This is a genomic window from Caballeronia fortuita, assembly GCF_001544835.2.
Classification (GTDB): Bacteria; Pseudomonadota; Gammaproteobacteria; order Burkholderiales; family Burkholderiaceae; genus Caballeronia; species Caballeronia fortuita.
In genome coordinates, this window is the sequence record NZ_FCNX02000002.1 from 482625 (window position 1) to 503755 (window position 21131).

The following is a 21131-nucleotide window of genomic DNA, read 5'->3' on the forward strand; positions in this document are numbered from 1 at the left end:
CGAGGCCGCCATGCTTTATCTCGTCAGAATGGACGTTCATCTGCCGCACGACATGCCCGCGCCGCAAGCCGATGAAATCAAGGCGCGCGAAAAGGAATACTCGCAAGGGCTGCAACGTCAGGGCAAGTGGCAGCAGTTGCATCGCGTGGTCGGAGAGTATGCGAACTACAGCGTGTTCGATGTCGATTCGCACGATGAACTTCATGCCATCCTGTCGGGCTTGCCGCTGTTTCCATACATGACGATGCAGGTGACCGCGCTCGCGCATCATCCGTCGTCGATTCGATGACACGCGACACGGCCGCGCGCGAAAGTGCATGGTCCGTATCGGCGGCGAGCGCCGGGCTGCTTGCCGTCATCATCTCGTATGCGGGGCCGCTCGCGATCCTCTTGCTCTTCGCCGCGCTGCCGAACGCATTCGTTGCCGTGCTCGCGGGTCTTGCGTTGCTCGGCGCGATTACAGCGAATGTCGTCGGTCTGGTGCAGGACGAGGCGCATCGTGAAGCGTCGTTCATTGCGTTCATCGCGACGGCTTCGAATATGAGCTTTCTCGGGTTAGGGTCGGCCTTTTGGGGGATCGTGTTGGGGGCGTTGGCGCATCTCGTTCTCGGCAGAGCGAAGCACGCGCGCTGACTTACGTGCTATGCGCGGGCTCGTCCGTCTCGACGCGCACATTCACCGCCTTCCGGCACCAAAACCCGATCGCCACCCGATTCACCTTGCCCTGCTCCGTAAGCGGCACGCGTTGCATCGAAGCCATGCGCACGGCCCTCGCAACGGACACACCACACGCCGACTCGACCGCCCGCATGCAGCGCGCGACATCGACACGCCTTCCCGTCCACGGCACGACGGCGACATCCCACACATAACCGCGCGCTGCATCGCTCGATGCGACAGCGCGCGCATAGCGCACATCGGGCAACGCGCACAGCGCCGACTCGATCCGCGCCGGCCCGATTGCGACGCCATCGATCACGGCGACATCGGCCGCGCGTCCGAGCACATGCAGATTCATCGTCTCGTCGATGAAGCCGATATCGCCCGTCAGACACCAGCCGTCGCGAAACTTCTGCGCGGCCTCGATCGGCTGCCGGTAATAACCCTGCGCCACCGCCTTCGACCGCACTTCGATTGCACCGTGCTGCCCTTCGCGCGCGAAGGTGCCGTTAGCGCGGCGAATCCGCACGTCGACGCCGGGCCGGATGCGCCCCGCGCTCTCCAGCAAATCCGGATTGGCCAGATAGTTCGATGGCGTCAGCACACTCACAAGCCCCGCTTCGCTTGCGCCATACATGTGCGTGAGCACCGGACCGAGCCGCGCAATCGCGCGCCGCCGCAGAATCGCGGGCGCCGATCCGCCGATATGCGCGATCGAGCGCAACGATGAGAGATTGCGTCGGGCCACGTCCGGATGATCCATCGTCTCGAAGAGTTGCGGCTCGACGAGCAGCACGTCCGTAATGCGCTCGGCTTCGATCGCCGCGAGCGTGTCCGCGGGATCGTAGCCGGGCTTGAGCACGACCACGCCGCCACCCATCAACGTGTTGTCGACGAGCACTTGCGACAGATACGCGAGCGCGCCATTGACGAGCTGACGGCGGTCCTCGGGACTCGGCGCGCTCACCATCGTCGACCAGGCGGCGAAGCTGCGGCGGCTCGCTTTAGGCGTGCCGGTCGAGCCGCCCGACGAGACGATCACGGCGAGATCGTCGGCACGCGCGCGGCATTGCACAGGCAAATCGTGCTGCACGCGCGCGCGGATATCCAGCCGCAAGCGCGCGGGTCCCGTGCCGACATACGCGAGACGTGCGCCGGCAAGCGCGGGCACGAGATGCTTGGTCTCTTCGAACGCGATCAGCCACATCGGCTGCATGCGCGCGACGAACGCGGCGCGCTGTTCCGCCGATGCGATCGCGGGCAGGAACATCGTCGCCGCGCCGAGCAGATTCGTCGCGTAGCGGATGGCGAGCGCATCGGCGCAATTCGGCGCGAACATCGCGACGAGCGCGCCGCGCGTGACGCCGAATGACGCGAGCGCCCGCGCATAGCGATAGATCGATGCGGCGAACGCGCCGCCGGTCACGTCCTCGTCGAGATAGCGCAGCACCGCGCGTTCGGCGTGGGCGTCGAGCCGATCGAGCAGGACATCGACATAAGAGCGAAAAGTTTCCATGACTGCATCCCTCCTTCATCAGCGATGGATGCAGTGTGCGCGCGCACAATGAGGCGAAAATGAGCGGCTACGCGATCTCTTTCGATAGCACGTCGCCGATCGCTTTCGCAGCCGCCTCGACATTGCGATCGTTCAACGCGGCAACGCACATCCGGCCCGAGCGGATCAGATAGACGCCGTGCCGCTCGCGCAACGTATCGACCTGCGAAGCGGAAAGTCCCGTGTACGTGAACATGCCGCGCTGCTCGACGTAGCGCGCGAGCATCGCATCGGGCACGTTGCCGGCAAGGCGCGCGTGAATCGCGCCACGCATGCGCGCGATGCGCGTACACATCGACGCGAGCTCTTCTTCCCACGCTTGCCGCAACGCGGGCGTCGTCAGCACGCGCGCGACGATCTTCGCGCCGTGCGTCGGCGGATTGCTGTAGTTCGCCCGCACGGCGCTCGTCAGTTGACCTAGCACGCGCGCAGCCGACTCCGCCGATTCGCAGATCACCGAGAGCGCGCCGCAACGCTCGCCGTACAGCGAGAAGTTCTTCGAGAACGAATTGGCGACGAAGGCCGGCACGTTCTGGCGGACGAGCTCGCGTATCGCGAAGGCATCGGCATCGAGTCCCGCGCCGAAGCCCTGATACGCCATGTCGATGAATGGCAGCAGGTCGCGCTCCTTCATCGCGCCGACGAGCTTCACCCATTGCGCATCGTTCAGGTCGACGCCCGTCGGGTTGTGACAGCACGCGTGCAGCAGCACGACGCTCTTCGCGGGCAGATCGCGGATCGCCGAGAGCATCGCGTCGAAGTCGAGGCCGCCGCTCGCTTCGTCGTAGTACGGATACGTTCCGACGGCGAAGCCCGCGCGCTCGAAGATGAAGCGATGGTTGTCCCACGTCGGATCGCTGACCCACACTTGGGAGGCCGGGAAATAGCGCTTGATGAAGTCCGCGCCGACCTTGAGCGCGCCCGAGCCGCCGAGCGTCTGCACCGTCGCGATGCGGCCTTCGATGCGCGCGGCGGAATCGTCGCCGAATACGAGCGCCTGCACGGCATCGCGATACGGCGCGAGGCCTGCCATCGGCAGATACGGTTTAGCGGCGGGTTGCGCGAGCAACTGCGCCTCCGCCTCGCGCACGGCATGCATTACGGGAAGGCGGCCTTCGTCGTCGTAATAGATGCCGATGCTCAGATTGACCTTATTCGTGCGCGGGTCCTTTGCGAAGTCCTCGTTCAGCGAAAGAATCGGGTCGCCGGGATAGGCATCGATATGTTCGAACATGATCGTCTCCTTCAGACGCGCGACAGCGCAGCACTCGCGCGGCGGCGGTTGCGAACGGCATAACCCACGCCGAGCACCGCGAGCCACACGGGAATCAGATAAACCGAGATGCGCAGATCGGGAATCAGGCACATCACGACGAGAATGCCCGCAAGGAACGCGAGACACAGATAGTTCGTGAGCGGATAGCCGAGGCTCCTGAACACGGTCGTTTCGCCGTTACGCGCCTTCACTCGGCGAAATTGCAGATGGATGAGCGAGATCATCGCCCAGTTGATGATGAGCGCCGACACGACGAGTCCCATCAGCAACTCGAACGCCTTGCCCGGCATCAGATAGTTGATGAGCACGCACGCGGCCGTCGCGAGCGCGGAGACGCCGAGCGCCATCAGCGGAATGCCGCGCTTGTTCACCTTCAGCAGCGCGCGCGGCGCATTGCCCTGTTGCGCGAGACCATAGAGCATGCGGCTGTTGCAGTACACGCCGCTGTTATAGACCGAGAGCGCCGCCGTGAGCACCACGGCGTTGAGCACATGGGCAACGAAGTTGCTGTTCATCGCGTGGAAGATCAACACGAACGGGCTGCCGCCGGTCACGACCTTTTGCCACGGATACAGCGAAAGCAGCACACCCAGCGCGCCGACGTAGAAAATCAGAATGCGATAGATCACCTGATTGGTCGCGCGCGGAATCGTGTGCGACGGATCGTCCGCTTCGGCCGCCGTGATGCCGACGAGTTCCAGACCGCCGAACGAGAACATGATGACGGCCATCGCCATGACGAGACCGGAGACGCCGTTCGGGAAGAAGCCGCCGTGACGCCAGAGATTCGTCACGCTCGCTTCCGGCCCGGCGCCGCCCGAGAACAGCAGCCAGCCGCCGAAGCCGATCATGCCGACGATCGCCACCACCTTCACGATCGCGAACCAGAACTCCAGCTCGCCATACGACTTCACGCTCGTCAGATTGATCGCATTGATGACGCAGAAGCAGACGAGCGCGGAGATCCACGTCGGAATGCCCGGCCACCAGTACTGCACGTAGATGCCGACGGCGGACAGTTCGGCCATCGACACGAGAATGTAGAGCACCCAGTAGTTCCAGCCCGACAGGAAGCCCGCGTACTGGCCGCAGTACTTGTCCGCGAAGTGGCTGAACGAACCGGCGACCGGCTCGTCGACGACCATCTCGCCCAGTTGCCGCATGATGAAGAACGCGACGATGCCCGCGATCGCGTAACCGAGCAGCACCGATGGCCCCGCCGATTTGATCGTCTGCGCGATGCCGAGAAACAATCCGGTCCCGATCGCGCCGCCGAGCGCGATCAACTGAATGTGGCGGTTCTTCAAACCGCGCTTGAGCGTGCCGTGTCCCTCTTGTGCCACGTGTCTCTCTCCTTGTGCTCGATTTAGGGGAATCAGTGTAAATTTGTTACGGCACAATATGATTTCCTACGGCGCGCAGACAAACCCTAGTTTGCGCGCGCGGATTTCATCGATGGTGGCTTGGAGAAATTAAATTGCAGACTATCGAGATCGATCGTATCGACGTGCGTTTGCTCGGGATGCTGCAGTCCCGCGGACGCATCTCGAATCTCGAGCTGGCGGAGGCGATCAATCTGTCGCCCGCGCAGACCTTGCGGCGGCATCGCCGGCTGGAAGAGCTCGGCGTCATCAAGGGCTACGAGACGCGGCTCGATGCACAGGCGCTCGGCTTCGGCGTCGTCGCGTTCATTCAGGTGACGATGGAGCGCGGCCATGTGCGCGACCTCGCCAAGTTCAAGGGCGTGGTCGGCAAGCTCGCGGAGATACAGGAATGTTTCGCCGTGACGGGCGATATCGATTACATGCTGAAGGTGATCGCGCGAGACCTGAAAGGCCTGTCGGAATTTCTGCTCGATACGCTGATGCGCATTCCCGGCGTGAGCGGCGTGAAGTCGAGCGTGTGTCTCGACGAACTGAAGTGCGTGAGCGCAGTGCCGCTGGAGGCTTAGGGTTGCGCGCGCTGCAACACGCGCGAAAGCACCTGCTCTTCGAGCTCCGCGAAGCCCGGCGCGGTGCGCGTGCGCGGCCTTTGCAACGGCACGGCGGTATCGAGCGTGATGCGGCCCGCGTCGATCAGCACGATGCGATCGCCGAGCGACACCGCCTCCTGCACATCGTGCGTGACGAGCAGCGCGGTGAATCGATGTTCCCGCCACAAACGTTCGATCAAACCGTGCATTTCGATGCGCGTCAACGCATCGAGCGCGCCGAGCGGTTCATCGAGCAGCAACAGATCCGGCCGATGCACGAGCGCGCGCGCAAGCGACACGCGCTGACGCTGCCCGCCCGACAAACGCGACGGCCAGTCCTTCTCGCGCTCGGCAAGCCCCACTTCGGCGAGCGTCGCGCGCGCTTCGTCGCGCTTCTCGCGCGGCAAGCCGATCATCACGTTGTCCAGCACGCTCTTCCACGGCAAGAGGCGCGCGTCCTGAAACATGATGCGCACCTGCAATTCGGCCGACGACCCAGCCGCGGTGCGCTGCAGGACGCCGCCCGTCGGCTGCTCCAGTCCGGCGATGAGCCGCAGCAAGGTCGACTTGCCGCAGCCGCTGCGTCCGACGATCGACACGAAGCTGCCGCGCTCGATCGCGAAGTCCAGCCGGTCGAGCACCGTGCGCTCGCCGAAGCGCTTGTCCACGCCACGAAGCGACACGGCGAGATCGCGCCCGGCGAGCGGCGCGCGTGCATGCGTTTGTGCGCGCCTGAAAGCGGGCGCGAGCGTGCCGGTATCGGTCAGATTCATGTTTGCGTTTTCGTTTGATACGCGGGATGCCAGCGCAGGGTGGCGCGTTCGATCGCGCGCGCGGCCATGTCGGCGAGCTTGCCGAGCAGCGCGTAAAGCAGGATGCCGACCACGACGACATCGGTTTGCAGGAACTCGCGCGCGTTCATCGTCATATAGCCGATGCCCGATTGCGCCGAGATCGTTTCGGCGACGATCAGCATCACCCACATCAGCCCGAACGCGAAGCGCACGCCGACGAGTATCGAAGGCAAAGCGCCCGGCAGAATCACATGCCGGTACAGCGCAATGCCCGACAAGCCGTAACTCCTCGCCATCTCGATCAGATCGCGATCCACCGAGCGGATGCCGTGATACGTGTTGACGTACACCGGAAAGAACACGCCGAGCGCGACGAGCACGAGCTTCGCCTCCTCGCCGATGCCGAACCAGAGAATCAGCAGCGGGATCATCGCGAGCGCGGGAATGTTGCGGATCATCTGCACGGTCGAATCGAGCGCGATCTCGGCAGGCTTGAAAAGACCCGTCGCAAGACCGAGCGCAAAGCCGATGCCGCCGCCCATCGCGAAGCCAGCGAGCGCGCGGCCCGCGCTGACCTTGACGTTGGCCCAGAGATCGCCGGATTCGATCAGCGACCACGCCGCCTTCACCACCGCAAGCGGTTCGGGCAGCACGCGCGCCGACAGCCCGCCGGTGCGCGCGGCGCTTTCCCACGCGATGAGAATCAGCAGCGGCACGAGCCACGGCAACGCGCGGCGAACGATCACGTTGCGCGTCATGATGCCGATGCGCGCGGCAACTCCGACGTGCCGATAACTTCCCCGAACGGTCCCGACAGCGGCCCGCTTGCCTGCTCGCGCTGTTGTCGCGGCAAGAGCGGGAACACGAGTTCGGCGAACCGATACGACTCTTCGAGATGCGGATAACCCGACAGGATGAACGTGTCGACGCCGAGTTCCGCATACTGCTTCATCAATCCGGCGACCTGCTCCGGATTGCCGACGAGCGCCGTGCCCGCGCCGCCGCGCACGAGCCCGACGCCCGCCCACAGATGCGGATACACCTCAAGCTTGTCGCGCCGGCCGCCATGCAGCGCGGCCATGCGCCGCTGGCCTTCGGAATCCATCTTCGCGAACGAGGCTTGCGCGCGGCGGATGGTTTCATCGTCGAGCTTGCTGATGAGCTTGTCGGCATCGGCCCAGGCTTCCTGCTCGGTCTCGCGCACGATCACATGCAGGCGAATGCCGAACTTGATGTCGCGCCCTTCGTCTTGCGCGCGGCGGCGGATATCGGCGAGTTTCTTTTCGACATCCTCGGGCGGCTCGCCCCACGTGAGATACGTGTCGATGTGCTTCGCCGCGATGTCGTGCGCCGCCGCCGACGATCCGCCGAACCACAGCGGCGGATGCTGCTTCTGCACCGGCGGATACAGCACCTTGCCGCCCTGCGATTGCAGATGCTTGCCGTCGAAATCGAACGCGCCGTTTTCGTGCGACTGTTCGAGCAGGCCACGCCAGATCGTCAGGAATTCGTCGGTGATTTCGTAGCGGGTGTCGTGATCGTGAAAGACGCCGTCGCCCGCGAGTTCGGTCGGATCGCCGCCTGTCACGACGTTGATGAGCAGCCGCCCGTTCGACAGCCGGTCGAACGTCGATGCCATGCGCGCCGACAATCCCGGCGAACTCAGGCCGGGACGAATCGCCACGAGAAACTTCAGACGCTTCGTGGCAGGAATGAGGCTAGACGCGACCACCCACGCGTCCTCGCACGAGCGGCCCGTGGGCAGCAGCACGCCTTCGTAGCCGAGCGTGTCGGCGGCTACGGCGATCTGTCGGAAGTAATCGTAATTCGCGGCGCGCGCGCCTTGCGACGTGCCGAGGTATCGGCTGTCGCCGTGAGTCGGAATGAACCAGAAAACATTCATGTTGGTCGTGATGTAGATGAGTGCCGCCCCGAACGAGTCTAACGACGCGACGCGCGCAACCGAACCATCGATTCGCGCTAAGGATGTGCGTGTTCGTGCTAACGCCGCGCGCCGAATCAGGCGACGTTCCAGCGCGCCTCGGTGACGTCGAGCTTCTTCGGAATCAGCTTGAGGTTCGTGAAGGTATCGGCGATCTGCTGCTGATACGCGAGCGTGGCCGGATCGATTGCCTGCACGCCGTACGACGTGCGCTTCAGCGCGGTTTCGAGAATGCCCGTATCGAGCCCGACGAGCGGCGACAGTTGCGCGGCCACGGCGGACACGTTGTCGCGCGCCCAGCGATCGACCTGATCGAGTTCTTCGAGCACCGCATGCACCAGTTGCGGCTGCGCGGTTGCGATCTTGCGCGTCGCGAGGTAGTACTGCACGTTGCGCACGATGCCGTTAGCATCGGTGAGCTGTCGCGCGTTCGCCTGCTTTTCGGCGGCGGCGAGATACGGGTCCCAGATCGCCCACGCGTCGATGCTGCCTTGCACGAACGCGGCGCGCGCATCGGCGGGCGCGAGATAGACCGGCTGAATGTCCGACCATGCAAGGTTCGATTTTCTGAGCGCCTCGACGAGCAGATAATGCACGTTCGATCCTTTATTCAGCGCGACCTTCTTGCCGCGTAGTCGCGCGACCGACTGAATGCTCGAATCCTTCGGCACGACGATCGCCTCGGCGTGCGGCGCGGGCGGCTCGTGCCCGATATAGACGAAATCGACGCCCGCGGCTTGCGCGAAGATCGGCGGCGTTTCACCGACCGTGCCGATGTCGACCGCGCCCGCGTTGAGTCCTTCGAGCAGTTGCGGCCCGGCCGGGAATTCGAGCCATTGCACGGTCACGCCTTGCGCCGCGAGCCGTTTGTCGAGCGAGCCGCGCGCCTTGAGCACGACGAAGTTGCCGTACTTCTGATAGCCGATGCGCAAGGTTTTCGGCGCATCGGCGGCTTGCGCGATGCGCGCGGCGAATCCGCCCGACAGCCCCGCACCGAGCGCGGCGAGCGTGAAGAGCGTGCGGCGGCGCGCGGGAATGAAGGGCGTGTTCTTGCGGTCGGACATGCGCGGTTTCCTCGATGAGCGAAGGCATCCGATGACGATGCCATTGCCGACGATGCTATCAACGCGCATCGCACGGGCTAAACGAGAAATCGTGATATCGATAGTGCGCCGCGCGATGCTTCGTCGGCTGCTTTGTCGGCTGCTTCGTGGTTTCGGCATATCGATAGCGCCCGAAATTATTTGGCGTGCGCACGCCGCGCCTCTAGCATCACGCTTCCTCCAATCAGCATGCGTGTGCATTCATGAAGATCAAGCATCCATTCAAGACCACTCTGTTTTCGATCCTGCTCGCGTGCGGCGTGGTGAGCGCGCAGCCGTCGCTTGCGGCGAATCAGACGGTGCGCGTCGGCATCATGTCCGGCGAAGACGAGGATGTGTGGCGCGCCGTGGCGGCCAATGCGGCGAAGCACGGCATCACGGTCAAGATCACGACCTTCGCCGATTACACGCAGCCCAACGAGGCGCTCGCGCAGCACGATCTCGACGCCAACTCGTTCCAGCACAAGCCTTATCTCGATGCGCAGATCAATGCGCGCCACTATGACATCGTGCCCGTGGGCTTTACTTACGTGCAGCCGATCGGCCTCTACTCGCGCAAGTGGAAATCGGTCGATGCCTTGCCGCAGAACGCCGCCATCGGCGTGCCGAACGATCCGAGCAACGAAGGACGCGCGCTGCTTCTGCTACAGGCCAACGGCGTCATCAAGCTGCGCGATAACGTCGGCCTCCTGCCGACCGCGCGCGATATCGCAAGCAATCCGAAGCATGTGCAGATCAAGGAACTCGACGCGGGCATCGTCGGGCGCGCGATCGGCGACGTGGATGCCGCCGTCGTCAACACCGACTGGGCGATCAAGGCGGGCATCGACATCCAGCACGAACGCATCGCGCAGGAAAAGGTCGAGAGCAATCCGTATCGCAACTTCATCGCGGTGAACGCGAAGGACGCGCAGGCGCCGTGGGTCAAGACGCTCGTGGAGAGCTATCAGCAGACCAACGTGGCTTCGTCGATCCTCAAGGTCTATCACGGCGCGACGCTGCCCGCCTGGGAAGGCGCGCCGCAGCGATAAAGCCAGGCGATAAAGCGAAACGGATAGGCGCTTCAGTGGACGCGGCGTACCGCGCGCAGCAGCAGATCGCCGTCTTCGGTGATGCGCGGCAGGCGCGCGCCGCTCACGAGTTGTTCCATCGCGATGAGCTGGCGTTCGAGAAGCGTATCGAGCTCGTGCCGGTCGATGATCTGATCGGCGGCATCCTTGACTAGCATGAGTGTCGCGAATTCGTGTGCGCTGAGCATACCTGTCTCCCCATCGTTCGAGTAACTGATGAAGGCCGGCGTTGCGTCACGCCCGACCCGGGGGTACCTCTGGCCGCAATGGCAGCGGGATTCGATAGTAGGCCGCGCGCCCCGGTCGCTGCAATCCGGGTCGTCCCGGATATTGGGAGTCGAGCAAGAGCGCGCGCCGTTTCATCTTCCGATGCAACGTCGTGCGCGCGAAACCTTCACTGTGCCGACAGATAGAACGCCTGATCGCGTTGCGCCGTCACGCCGACGACGGTCAGTTGACCGTTCACGACGGTCGCTTCGACGGGCATCGACACATTATTGAGCGAGCACAGCGCGCCCGTGAACGCGAGCGTGCCGTCGAGCAGATGCTTGCCGCTCGCGCGCGGCCTGAAGCTGCCCGAGAATGTGCACGCGCCCTGAACGCCCTTCGCGGTGCCGTCGGCGGAGAACGTGATCGTCGATGCCGGCGTCACGCCCGAAGCGCTCGTCCAGCTACGCGCGACATCGGCCACGGCGATCGGCGTGTCGTAGGTCGCGTTGTAGTTGCCGTTGAAGTTCGTGGGCCCGGTGTCGGGGCTGACGAAGAGCGTCGTCGTCGCGGTGAGCGTGCTCTTCGCCGAGAAATTGCCCGAGAGCGAGCCGCCGCGGATCGCGCCGAGCGAGTGGAAGCCGTTGGTCGCCGTATCGGTGAAGGTGCCGTCGGTCGCCGTCATGATGCCTTCGATCAACCAGACGAACGAACCGCCCTGCGTGTAGATGCTGAAATACTGCCCGTTTTCCATGACGATGGTCTGCGCCGCGATCGACTGCGACGAATTCACCGCGCCGTACCAGATGCCTTCGGGCAACGCATGCGACGTGACCGGCGTGCAGGACTTGGTCAGATTGCTGAGATCGGACACGCAGGTCTGATCGTCGCCGCCGCCTCCGCACGCGGCGAGAATGGGCAGGGAAAGCAGCATGAGTCGGGCGAGCAGTTTCATATCGTTTTTTGGCATCCGATTGTTCACGGGCGCCGCCTTCGGGGGCGCCTCGACAACGGGATATCGGAACGAATCGCAGAAACTTTAGCCTGTCCTCGCGCTGCCTCGATGCGCGTCGATGAACGCGATGACGTCGGCGAGCACGGGCGAATCCTTGCGCTGCGCCGGCGAGAAGGATTTGACCATCGTGTCGTGGCCGTATCCCTGATACATCTTCAGTTCGACGAGGTCGTGATGCGCGCGTAACGCGTCCGCGAAACGCGTGCTGTTGCGCGGATCGACGTCGGTGTCGGCGGTGCCGGCGGCAAGCAGCATCGGCGGCTCCTTGCCCGATATGAACGTGATTGGCAGCGCCCGGTCGCGCAGCGCCGCCGGAAATATCTCGTCCATGTGCGGATCGCTCGTCGGGATGGCGGCGTATGGGCCGGCAAGCCCGATCATCCCTGCAAGCGACGTATTCGCGATGCCCTCTGCCGCGAGATAGCGCGGATCGGTCGCGAGCATCGCGGCCAGGTGCGCGCCGGAGGAATGTCCCATGACGAAGATGCGATCGGGATCGCCGCCGAATTCGCTCGCGTGATCGCGGGCCCAGCGCACGGCGAGCGCGGCGTCGTCGAGAAAGCCCGGAAAAACGGCTTCCGGATAGATGCGGTAGTCCGGCGCGATCGTGACGATGCCGTGCTCGGCAAGCGCCTGCGCGATATCGCGCGAATCCGTGCGATGTCCGCTTTGCCAGCCGCCGCCGTAGAAGTACACGACGACGGGCCGTTTCGCGTTCGCGCTCACCTTCGGCGCGTAAATATCGAGCCGTTCGCGAGCGTCCTTGCCGTACGCGATGCCGTCGGCACGCTCGTCGCCGCGCTCGAGCGCGCGGGTCGCCAGTACGCCGCCCGCGCAGGCGGCCAGCGCAAGCGCGATGAACTTTCTTCTTGCCGGGAAATGCATGTGCGATCAGTTTCCTTTTCGAACCGGCATTACACGATGCGCGGTGTCGTTTGTCAGTACGGAACATCTCGTTGTGCGGCTGCGTCCGGCAAGCATACAGCGCGATTAAAGCGGCGTTTAATTCACGCATCGAATGCGCTCTTCGCAACACAGCAACGCATTATCGCGGGAATAAGCCATACGACCGATCGGTGATATTCGACACCGATGTCATTCATACCGAATCGCGATGCGCGCCTCAAGACAGCCGGCGACTTATGTTCTGCTCCGCACATTACGGGACGATATGGCTCGCTACGCTTCATCGACGATTACAAACAGCCAAACAGTTCGCCAGGACCGGACCTGAACAATGACAGAGCGCCCAAGGCGCCGTGCACAAGACGAAGAGTCAAAAATAAGAAGGCAAACCAATGGGACAAAGGTATTGCCATAACCGCTGAGGGAGCTTTTCAATGGATCGTTCGGAACCGCCCAACGAGGCGAAGTCACGTCTGCCGATTTTCGACCCGCCCACTGATCGCACCGCATCGTCGCACATGGCCGCATTCACCGAGGCTTTGCGAAAACAGACTGGGCAGCCATTCACGCGCTATAGCGAATTGCATGATTTTTCAATCCGGGATTACCGGACCTTCTGGAAATCATTCATGCAATGGACGCCGGGACTCGAATGGTCCGGCGAAGCGGAGCCCGTGTGTGTCGGCGATATCTGCGAACACGCGCGATTCTTTCCAGACGTAAGGCTGAACTACGCCGGGAATCTGCTCGGCTTCTCGATCGCGCCCGCCGATGCGCCCGCACTCACCGCGCGTCATGCCGACGGACGCCGCGTGCGCCTCACGCGCGGCGAATTGCGCGCGCGCGTGGCCCGCCTCGCCGACGCGCTCACGCAACTCGGCTTGCGCGAAGGCGACCGCGTCGCGGGCGTCATGCGCAACGACGCCGATGCGATCGTCACCGCGCTCGCCGTGACCGCCGTCGGCGCGACGCTGTCGACCGCGGCGCCGGAGATGGGCATCGAAACGCTGCTCGATCGCTTCACGCAACTGGAGCCGCGCTTCCTGTTCGCGCACACGGCTCCGCAGTGCTTCGATACCGGCACGCCGCTCGCGCACAAGATCGCGCGGCTCGCCGACGCGCTGCCGTCGCTCGCGGGCATCGTGTGCCTCGACGGCGATCCGTCCGCGCTGCACGCCGCGCCGCCCGTCAACTCGCTCGACGCGCTGCTCGCGGCGGGCGACCCGCAACGCGTCGAATGGAAGCACTTCGACTTCAATCATCCGCTCTTCGTGATGTTTTCCTCGGGCACGACGGGCAAGCCGAAATGCATCGTGCACGGCACGGGCGGCAGTTTGATCGAGCATTTGAAGGAGCATCGGCTGCATAGCGATCTGCGTCCTGGCGATCGCCTGTACTTCCACACGAGCTGCGCGTGGATGATGTGGAACTGGCAGTTGTCGGCGCTCGCATCGGGCGTCGAAATCGTGACCTACGACGGACCGATCGCCTCGGTCGACACGCTATGGCGCATCGTCGCCGAAGAGCGCGTGAGCGTGTTCGGCACGAGCCCCGCGTATCTGAAGATGTGCGAGGACGCGGGCCTCGTGCCGTCGCGCGAGTTCGATCTCGGCGCCCTGCGCGCGATGATGTCGACCGGCGCGATCCTCTTCGATGCGCAATTCGAATGGGTCCGCGACAACGTGAAGCCGTTGCAGCTGCAATCGATTTCCGGCGGCACCGACATCCTCGGCTGCTTCGTGCTCGGCAATCCCGACCTGCCCGTGTACGCCGGCGAAGCGCAATGCAAGAGTCTCGGCTTCGATGTGCAGGCGTGGCGCGACGGCGCGCGCTCGCAGGGCGTCGGCGATCTGGTGTGCGTGAATCCGTTCCCGTCGCGCCCGCTCGGCTTTCTGAACGATCCGGACGGCGAGCGCTTTCACAAAGCCTATTTCAGCGCGAACGAAGGCGTCTGGACGCACGGCGACCAGATCGAGTTTGCGCCGGAAGGCACGGCGCGCCTGCATGGACGCAGCGACGGCGTGCTCGTCGTGCGCGGCATCAATGTCGGGCCGGACGAGATCTATCGCGTGCTCAACGATATCCCCGAGATCCGCGACGGCATCGTCGTGCAGCAACGGATGCGCGCCGCAGACACCGCCGCCGATGCGCCGGGCAATGCCATCGGCGAGCGGCTCGTGCTGCTCGTCACCCTCAAAGCCGGCGCGCGGCTCACCGGCACGCTGATCGCGCGTATCCGGCGCGATCTCGTGCGCCGCACGTCCGCCGCGCATGTGCCCGATGTGATCGCCGCCGTCGACGATCTGCCGGTCACGCACAGCGGCAAGCTCACTGAAGCCGCCGTGCGCAACGCGGTCAACGGCCTCGACGTGACCAACGCCGCCGCGCTGCGCAATCCGGCATCGCTCGATGCGATCCGGCATCATCCGGCGCTGCAGCCGCGCCCGGACGATGTTCCGCAAAGCTACGCCACGCGCGACGAACTCGAACGGCTCTTGCAGACGAAATGGGAGCAGCTTTTCGCGTTCGCGCCGATCGGACGCGGCGACAATTTCTTCGAGCTCGGCGGCCACTCGCTGCTCGCCGCGCGCCTGCTCGCGGAACTGCAGCCGGTCATCGGACGCCCGATTCCGCTCGCGACGATGCTGCGCGCGCCAACCATCGCGAAACTCGCCGATGTCATCGACAACGGCGCGCTGCCGCAAAGCTCCGAAGTGCTCGTGCCGATGCGCGAAGGCGAAGGCGCGCCGCTGTTCCTCGTGCATAGCGTGACGGGATCGGTGCTCGAATGCACGCGGCTCATCGGCAGCATGCGCAAGCAGCGCCCGGTGTACGGCCTGCAGGCGCTCGGGCTCGATGGCGAAACGTCGCCGCAACGCCGTGTCGAGGACATGGCGAAGACTTACGTCGAGCAGATTCGCAAGGTTCAGCCGAACGGGCCGTATGCGCTGGCCGGGTTTTCGTTCGGCGGCCTGGTCGCGCTCGAGATCGCCCAGCAACTGTTCGGCGCGGGCGAGCAGACGGAGTTCGTGTGTCTGCTCGATACCTACGTGCAGGAACGCTGGCTGCCGTGGTTCGCGCTGCTCGAATTCAGGCGCGATTACGCGAGCCGCCTGTGCAGGACGCTCGCGGGGATGTCGCGGCGCGAACGCGCGCGCTTCGCGGGGGCCAAGCTCGCCGCCGCCGCGAACAAGGTGGCGATGCGGCTCGGCCGCGTGCCGTGCGCGCAGTCCGCGCCCACCGCCGCCGATCCGATGCCGCCCGTATTGCGGCGCATGCGCGACACGTTCCGCACGGCAATGAACAACTATCGGCCGAAGCCTTACGCGGGCGGTCCCATCGTCTACGTGCGCGCCGCCTCGCGCGAGGAAGACCGGGGCGATCCGCTGCCGCTGTGGCGCAAGATCGCGCGCGGCGGGCTGACGGTCGCGGAAGTGCCGGGCAACCATGCGGGCGTCATCGAGGAGCCGGGCGTCTATGCCGCCGCCGCCGCGCTCGACAGGGATTACGGTCTCGCGGAAACAGCGGAAGTGGAGCGGCGCGGGCATCACGTGCTCGCGCGGGGCGCGTAGCGAAGCCGGATGATCGCCGGCCGCCCGTCGGACACGGGCGGCTGGCGAAGATCAATCCGCGCGCGGGTTCTGCTCGCCCGTGCCGGTCTGAAGCGGCGCGTAACGCGTCCAGATGAAGTAGCAGATGAAGACGCTCGCCGCGCCGACACCCGTGCCGAGCGGCACGCCAAGCGGCCCGTAGAAGCGGATCAGCACCGCATTGGCCGCGAGCTTGGTCGCGAAGCCGATGACCGATATCACCGTGATCGCCTTGTAGCGCGCCTCGCTCGCGAAAAGCTGGATCAGCACGCACATGCCGAAGGAAAACGGAATCTGCGAAAGCCCGCAGCGGAACAGGCTCGTGACCGCGATCGTGTCTTCGCTCGTGAAGGCGCCCTTCTGGAAGAAGAGCTTGATCGCGTACGGCGCGAGCGCATACGCGAGGACCGAGCCGGCCAGTCCCACGCCGAGCATCACGAACGACCACTTGCGCGCCGTGCTGCGTGCGCGCGCATGATCGCCGCGATGCAGGATTTCCGACAGGATCGGCAAGGTCGCGCGGCTGATGGCGATCGCGCCCATGCTCACGAGCAGCGACAGCAGCCGGTTCGCGTAGCCGAGCGTCGCGATGGCGCCGTTGCCCATATGCGCCATGAAGTATTGATCGACGGGAAGCCACAGATTCGCCACCACCGAGCCGATCAGCAACATGCCGAGCGAGCGCGTCATGCCGGGCCACTGCTTCGCGCGCAGCGACAGGCGCGGCCGCGCCGGCACGCCGTCGGCGCGGCGCGCGAGTATGCGCAGCCACACCGCCTGAATCACGATGCCGATCGTCGTGCCGACGATGAGCGGCATGATCGACGTGTTGTTGCGCGCGCTCAGCACGAACACCAGCAGCGCGATGGCCGGCACGCATTCGAGCAGCGTGTTGATGTGCTTCTCCGACGCCTGCAGCCGCGCCGCGGAAACGCAGATCGTGAAGGCGAGCACGCCGACCGGCGTCATCCCGACGACCATCTGCCGGCACATCTCGCGCGTCGATTCGGGCAGCGAACCCGAAAAGAAGCCGACCATGTGCGGCCAGAAGAAATAGAGCAGCAGCGAGAACACGATGCCGATGGCGAGCCCCGCGCCTTCCACTTCGCTCAGCAGGCGGTCTTGCTGGGCCTTGTCGTTGCGCAATGCGACGAGCGCGGGAACGAGCAGCACGCTCAACTGATTGGTGATCGTCGCGGGCAGCCAGGTGACCATCGTGAGCGCGAGCTGATAGGCGTCGACGGTGCCGCTGATGCCGTATCGATACGCGACCGCCATTTCCTTCGTAGCGCCGATGAATTTCCCAGCAAGCACGAACAACAACAGGACGAATGCGCTCCTCGCGATGCGCTTGTGATCCTGATGAACGCCGAGCAGACGCTCTCTTAGCGATTGCACTGTTGCGGTCAGCACTTCCCCTCCGGCAAATTGACCTCGATTGGCGATGGACCGGCTGGTCGCTCGCGCATCGGGGGAGAGTGCATCAAACGGGATCGCCGTACTGTTCGCCACAGCACGGCGCGCGCCGATGCGGCGTCCCGATCCAGCCAGTCGTCAGCCGTTCGCCGGCCATTTGCGAGTCGTTACGCACGGTCATGCTGGCACGCGCGGGCGAATTGCGCGCTTGCCGGGTGCGCTACCGTGCAGAACTCGGCGGCGCCGGCATGCGAGAGTTGCGGCTGCGCGCCGCATCATCGGAGCATCGTCATCGTTACTATCACCGCGCGTACGGAAGGCAAATGAAGAAAACCATTTGGGTTGTCGTAATCCTGATCGTCGTTTCCGTGCTCGCGATAAACACGCCGCGCGTGACGCAGCATGTGCAGACCGTCTACTCGGTCTGGGACGACGGCCGGGTGCTGGAGCGGCTGAACTGGCAAACCTTCGTGCGCTGGTGGCACCGGCTCAGGAACGAGAACTACGACGGCGACCATCGCGCGAGCCTCACGAGTTCGCCCGTCCCGGCGACGGCCAGTTGTCCCGAGACCTCGTTCAAGCCGCCCAAGCTCGTCGATCCGCGCAGCCCGAAGGACTTCGGCGCGGCCGGCAACGGCAAGACCGACGACACCAAGGCTTTCCAGGCCGCCGTCGATGCGGGCGACGTGCTCGTGCCTGCCGGAACCTATCTGCTCAATCAAACGGTCGTCATCACGGCGAGTCATCGGCATATCCAGTGCGAGCCGGGCGTGACGCTCAAAAAGACCGTGCGCGGCAACAGCAACATGTTCAACTACGAAGGGCCGTCGACGGGCAACAGTCTGGTCGGCTGCAATTTCGTGGGCGCAAATCCGACGCGCATCCGCGAATGGGATCGTCCCGGCGAATACGACATTCCGGTCCAGACCAACGGCGCGGTCGATGACTTCGTGCTCGCGGGCAACAGCTTCCGCGACTTCTTCGGTCAGTCGATGTTCCAGACCGAAGGCCAGGGCGGCGGCAAAGGCGCGGTGCTCGTGTTCAACTCGTTCGCCAACTGCCCGCTGTACGGCATCGCGCTGGTGGGATCGGTCAACGGGCGCATTGCCTACAACCTCGCCGACAACTGCCGCATGGGCCCCGAGAACAACGACGCCACGCAGGACACCGGCGGCAACGTCCTCGAATGCAACCGCATGGTCAACGGCGGCAACATCACGGGCGGCGCGAACGGTGAAGGCGGCGTGGACTATAGCGGCAATGTCGTGCGTCACAACATCCTCGACGGCGGCTATATGCAGATCACCCCGCCGGAGCGCGGCAAGCCGGCGAAGTACATCGACAATACCTGCAACGGCTGCGGCACCGAATGACGGCGGCGCGCTCATTCTTCGCTCATTGTCGGCGTCGACAATCCTTCCCAGCCGATGCGCCTACGCGCGCAACGCGTTCCCTGGAGAAGGATCATGAAGAAGATCGGATATGTCGCCGTCGCTACGGTGCTCGGAATCGGAATCGTGGGCAGCGCTCAGGCGCATGTGTTCGTCGGCGTGAACGTCGGGATGCCGATGGTGCCCGTTGCGCCGTATGCGCCCGTGGTGCCCGTTGCGCCCTTCACGCCGGTGCCCGTCTATGCGCCGCCCGTCGCGTATTACGCGCCGCCGCCGCCCGTGTATGCGCCGTCCGTCGCGGTCGCGTACTGGGGCGGGCATCCGGGCTGGGGTTATCGGCGCTATGCGGGCGGGTACTGGCGATAGGGCGATAGGGCGATAGGCGAAGCGCATCTTTCTTGCTTGTCGATTCGTGGATGAACGAGGAAGCGGCTTCATGCCCGCCTGACGACGCACCGCCGCCACGCGCGAAGCCGCCCGGCCAACCACGGGACGGAGAAGCGCGATGCGCCACCACGGAAACACAGCGGCCATTCGCCGCGCAATTTCTGCCTTGCTGCTTGCACTCCTTACCTCATGCGGCGGCGGAAGCGGCGGCGGCGATTCGGCCGGAAGCGGTTCGTCCGCGCCGGCGGGCGGCGTGAAACTGCAAGTCGTCGCGTTCGGCGACAGTCTTTCGGACGTCGGAACGTATGCGCCGATCGCGAGCACGGTCGGCGGCGGGCGCTTCACGACGAATCCGGGACAGGTCTGGGCGCAGGACGTCGCGCAGTATTACGGCGACACGCTCACGGCGGCATTCACGATCGACCTCGGACACGAACTGAAGCCGCAAAGCGGACTCGGCTACGCGCAAGGCGGCTCCACGGTCGCCACGCCCGCCGATCAGAACCCGTTCCTCGCCGACGTGATCGGCGACATCGAAATGCCGGTCAATCAGCAGATTTCGAGCTATCTCTCCGCGCACGGCAGCTTCAACGCGGGGCAACTGGTGCTCGTCTGGGCGGGCGCGAACGACGTGCTGCGCGCGGGCAGCCCGCCCGCCGCCAACACCATCGTCCAGACGGCGGCCACGACGCTCGCGCAACAGGTCGCGAAGATCGTGCAGAGCGGGGCCGCGCATGTCGTCGTGGTCAACGTGCCGAACATCGGACTGTCGCCGGACGGCATCAAATCGGCCGATGGCGGCGGCAATCTCACGCAGCTTTCGCAGCTTTTCAACGCGACGCTGACATCCGCATTGCAGGCGAACGGTCTGCAAGGCAAGGTCATCGTGATCGATTCGTATGCGTGGACGACGCAGACCATCGCGAACTATCGGGCCAACGGCTTCAGCGTGTCGAATACGGGACAGGCCTGCGACGCGGCGAGAACGCCGCACGACACGTCGTTGCTGTGCTCGCGGGCGACTTACGTGTCCTCCGACGCCGATCAGACCTACATGTTCGCCGACGACCTGCATCCGACGACGCGCATGCACGCGCTCTTTGCGCAGTTCGTCGAGCAGCAGATTGCGGCAAGCGGGTTGGGGCGATGAGTGGCGACGATTGAGCACGGACCGAATTTGGACTATATTAAGTCTAATTTCTTGAACCGGAACCGATCATGCACCTCGCAAACCGGGTGAAGCCGATCAGCTATCTCAAAAGCGAAGCAGCACAAATCGTCAAAGACCTGACCGACTCAGGCGAGCCGCTCGTCATCACGCAGAACGGCGAGGTGAAACTCGTCGTGCAGGACGTGCGCACGTACGAAGCCACCCAGCAGACGCTGGCCCTCCTGAAGATTCTGGCGATCGGCCAGAGGCAGATCGACCGCGCGGACCACGTCGAAGGCGACGCATTCTTCGCCGAACTCGACGAACTCGACCGCCAGCAAAAACTCCGCTGATGCCGCCCATGCTGTTGCAGTATCGCGTCCTGCCCACGGCGCGAATCGGTATCGATGAACTGCGAGGCTATATCGTCCGTACTTTCGGATGGGAAACCTGGCGCGAGACATCGGCGCAATTGCAGGAGGCCATCGCCCAAATCCGGCAGTTTCCCGAGAGCGGTCACGTTCCTGTCGAACTCGAAGGTTTCGCCGACGGCACGTTCCGGCAGGTGCTTTCCGGCAAGAACCGCGTCATCTATCAGGTGCGCGACGATGTTCTCTACGTTCACCTCGTCTGCGATACACGACGCGACGTTCAAGCCCTGCTCCAGCGCATCGTGCTCCGCCTGCTCTGACCGCGC

Annotated in this window: 20 protein-coding genes and 1 pseudogene; 10 read left to right on the forward strand and 11 right to left on the reverse strand. The window is 64.5% G+C overall.

All coding sequences use genetic code 11. From position 1 onward, the window contains the following. The first annotated feature begins 10 nt into the window (after nt 1-10). A complete protein-coding gene (gene catC / locus AWB77_RS06450) occupies nt 11-289 on the forward strand; it encodes a muconolactone Delta-isomerase (RefSeq protein WP_061133548.1) in 279 nt (92 codons plus the stop codon). A 95-nt stretch (nt 290-384) separates the two neighbouring features. Next, nucleotides 385-633 (forward strand): annotated as a pseudogene (locus tag AWB77_RS06455) (benzoate/H(+) symporter BenE family transporter); the annotation flags it as partial. A gap of 1 nt (nt 634) precedes the next feature. Here AWB77_RS06455 and AWB77_RS06460 read toward each other — a convergent pair. The 3 genes from AWB77_RS06460 to AWB77_RS06470 form a co-directional block, all read right to left on the reverse strand. Continuing rightward, nucleotides 635-2176 carry a class I adenylate-forming enzyme family protein gene (locus AWB77_RS06460; RefSeq protein WP_061133550.1) on the reverse strand — a complete coding sequence of 514 codons (1542 nt, stop codon included), beginning with the start codon at nt 2174-2176 and terminating at the stop codon, nt 635-637. 67 nt (nt 2177-2243) lie between these two features. Beyond that, a complete protein-coding gene (locus AWB77_RS06465; protein WP_061133551.1) occupies nt 2244-3449 on the reverse strand; it encodes an amino acid aminotransferase in 1206 nt (401 codons plus the stop codon). A gap of 11 nt (nt 3450-3460) precedes the next feature. Continuing rightward, complete coding sequence (locus AWB77_RS06470; protein WP_061133552.1) at nt 3461-4834, reverse strand: amino acid permease; 1374 nt, start codon at nt 4832-4834, stop codon at nt 3461-3463. 134 nt (nt 4835-4968) lie between these two features. On the opposite strand from AWB77_RS06470, the gene AWB77_RS06475 reads away from it, so the two are divergent. Further along, entirely contained in the window at nt 4969-5442 is a 474-nt protein-coding gene (locus tag AWB77_RS06475) for an Lrp/AsnC family transcriptional regulator (protein ID WP_061133553.1), read from the forward strand. Here AWB77_RS06475 and AWB77_RS06480 read toward each other — a convergent pair. The 4 genes from AWB77_RS06480 to AWB77_RS06495 form a co-directional block, all read right to left on the reverse strand. Next, nucleotides 5439-6236: an ATP-binding cassette domain-containing protein gene (locus AWB77_RS06480; protein WP_061133554.1), complete on the reverse strand. Its 798-nt coding sequence runs from the start codon at nt 6234-6236 to the stop codon at nt 5439-5441. The two genes, AWB77_RS06475 and AWB77_RS06480, sit on opposite strands and share 4 nt — an antisense overlap. Further along, on the reverse strand, nt 6233-7015 hold the full coding sequence (gene ssuC, locus AWB77_RS06485) for an aliphatic sulfonate ABC transporter permease SsuC (RefSeq protein ID WP_061133555.1): 783 nt from the start codon (nt 7013-7015) through the stop codon (nt 6233-6235). Before ssuC ends, AWB77_RS06480 begins: the two co-directional genes overlap by 4 nt. Beyond that, nucleotides 7012-8160, reverse strand: coding sequence for an FMNH2-dependent alkanesulfonate monooxygenase (gene ssuD / locus AWB77_RS06490; RefSeq protein WP_061133556.1), 1149 nt, complete (start codon nt 8158-8160; stop codon nt 7012-7014). The genes ssuC and ssuD overlap by 4 nt, the downstream gene beginning before the upstream one ends. Nucleotides 8161-8276: 116 nt before the next feature. Further along, on the reverse strand, nt 8277-9263 hold the full coding sequence (locus AWB77_RS06495) for a sulfonate ABC transporter substrate-binding protein (protein ID WP_061133702.1): 987 nt from the start codon (nt 9261-9263) through the stop codon (nt 8277-8279). 242 nt (nt 9264-9505) lie between these two features. Between AWB77_RS06495 and AWB77_RS06500 the strand changes: the two genes are divergently transcribed. After that, entirely contained in the window at nt 9506-10333 is an 828-nt protein-coding gene (locus tag AWB77_RS06500) for a MetQ/NlpA family lipoprotein (RefSeq protein ID WP_061133557.1), read from the forward strand. Between the two features lie 32 nt (nt 10334-10365). Here AWB77_RS06500 and AWB77_RS06505 read toward each other — a convergent pair whose 3' ends face one another. The 3 genes from AWB77_RS06505 to AWB77_RS06515 form a co-directional block, all read right to left on the reverse strand. Further along, nucleotides 10366-10560: a hypothetical protein gene (locus AWB77_RS06505; RefSeq protein WP_061133558.1), complete on the reverse strand. Its 195-nt coding sequence runs from the start codon at nt 10558-10560 to the stop codon at nt 10366-10368. Between the two features lie 206 nt (nt 10561-10766). Continuing rightward, nucleotides 10767-11534 (reverse strand): hypothetical protein, encoded by a 768-nt coding sequence (locus AWB77_RS06510; protein ID WP_061133559.1) that lies wholly within the window; start codon nt 11532-11534, stop codon nt 10767-10769. Nucleotides 11535-11618: 84 nt separating this feature from the next. Then, a complete protein-coding gene (locus AWB77_RS06515; protein ID WP_061133560.1) occupies nt 11619-12479 on the reverse strand; it encodes an alpha/beta hydrolase in 861 nt (286 codons plus the stop codon). Between the two features lie 455 nt (nt 12480-12934). Between AWB77_RS06515 and AWB77_RS06520 the strand changes: the two genes are divergently transcribed. Continuing rightward, nucleotides 12935-16072 carry an acetoacetate--CoA ligase gene (locus tag AWB77_RS06520; RefSeq protein WP_061133561.1) on the forward strand — a complete coding sequence of 1046 codons (3138 nt, stop codon included), beginning with the start codon at nt 12935-12937 and terminating at the stop codon, nt 16070-16072. A gap of 51 nt (nt 16073-16123) precedes the next feature. Here the strand turns inward: AWB77_RS06520 and murJ are convergent, their stop codons facing one another. Then, nucleotides 16124-17503: a murein biosynthesis integral membrane protein MurJ gene (gene murJ / locus AWB77_RS06525; RefSeq protein ID WP_061133562.1), complete on the reverse strand. Its 1380-nt coding sequence runs from the start codon at nt 17501-17503 to the stop codon at nt 16124-16126. Nucleotides 17504-17829: 326 nt separating this feature from the next. On the opposite strand from murJ, the gene AWB77_RS06530 reads away from it, so the two are divergent. The 5 genes from AWB77_RS06530 to AWB77_RS36740 all read left to right on the forward strand — a co-directional run bounded on the left by AWB77_RS06530 (nt 17830) and on the right by AWB77_RS36740 (nt 21125). Continuing rightward, nucleotides 17830-18879 (forward strand): glycosyl hydrolase family 28-related protein, encoded by a 1050-nt coding sequence (locus AWB77_RS06530; protein WP_061133703.1) that lies wholly within the window; start codon nt 17830-17832, stop codon nt 18877-18879. A gap of 93 nt (nt 18880-18972) precedes the next feature. Next, nucleotides 18973-19263: a hypothetical protein gene (locus AWB77_RS06535; protein ID WP_061133563.1), complete on the forward strand. Its 291-nt coding sequence runs from the start codon at nt 18973-18975 to the stop codon at nt 19261-19263. 139 nt (nt 19264-19402) lie between these two features. After that, complete coding sequence (locus AWB77_RS06540) at nt 19403-20434, forward strand: SGNH/GDSL hydrolase family protein (RefSeq protein ID WP_061133564.1); 1032 nt, start codon at nt 19403-19405, stop codon at nt 20432-20434. A 68-nt stretch (nt 20435-20502) separates the two neighbouring features. Continuing rightward, on the forward strand, nt 20503-20787 hold the full coding sequence (locus AWB77_RS06545; RefSeq protein WP_061133565.1) for a type II toxin-antitoxin system Phd/YefM family antitoxin: 285 nt from the start codon (nt 20503-20505) through the stop codon (nt 20785-20787). Then, a complete protein-coding gene (locus AWB77_RS36740) occupies nt 20787-21125 on the forward strand; it encodes a type II toxin-antitoxin system RelE/ParE family toxin (RefSeq protein ID WP_244158456.1) in 339 nt (112 codons plus the stop codon). Before AWB77_RS06545 ends, AWB77_RS36740 begins: the two co-directional genes overlap by 1 nt. The last annotated feature ends 6 nt before the right edge of the window (nt 21126-21131 follow it).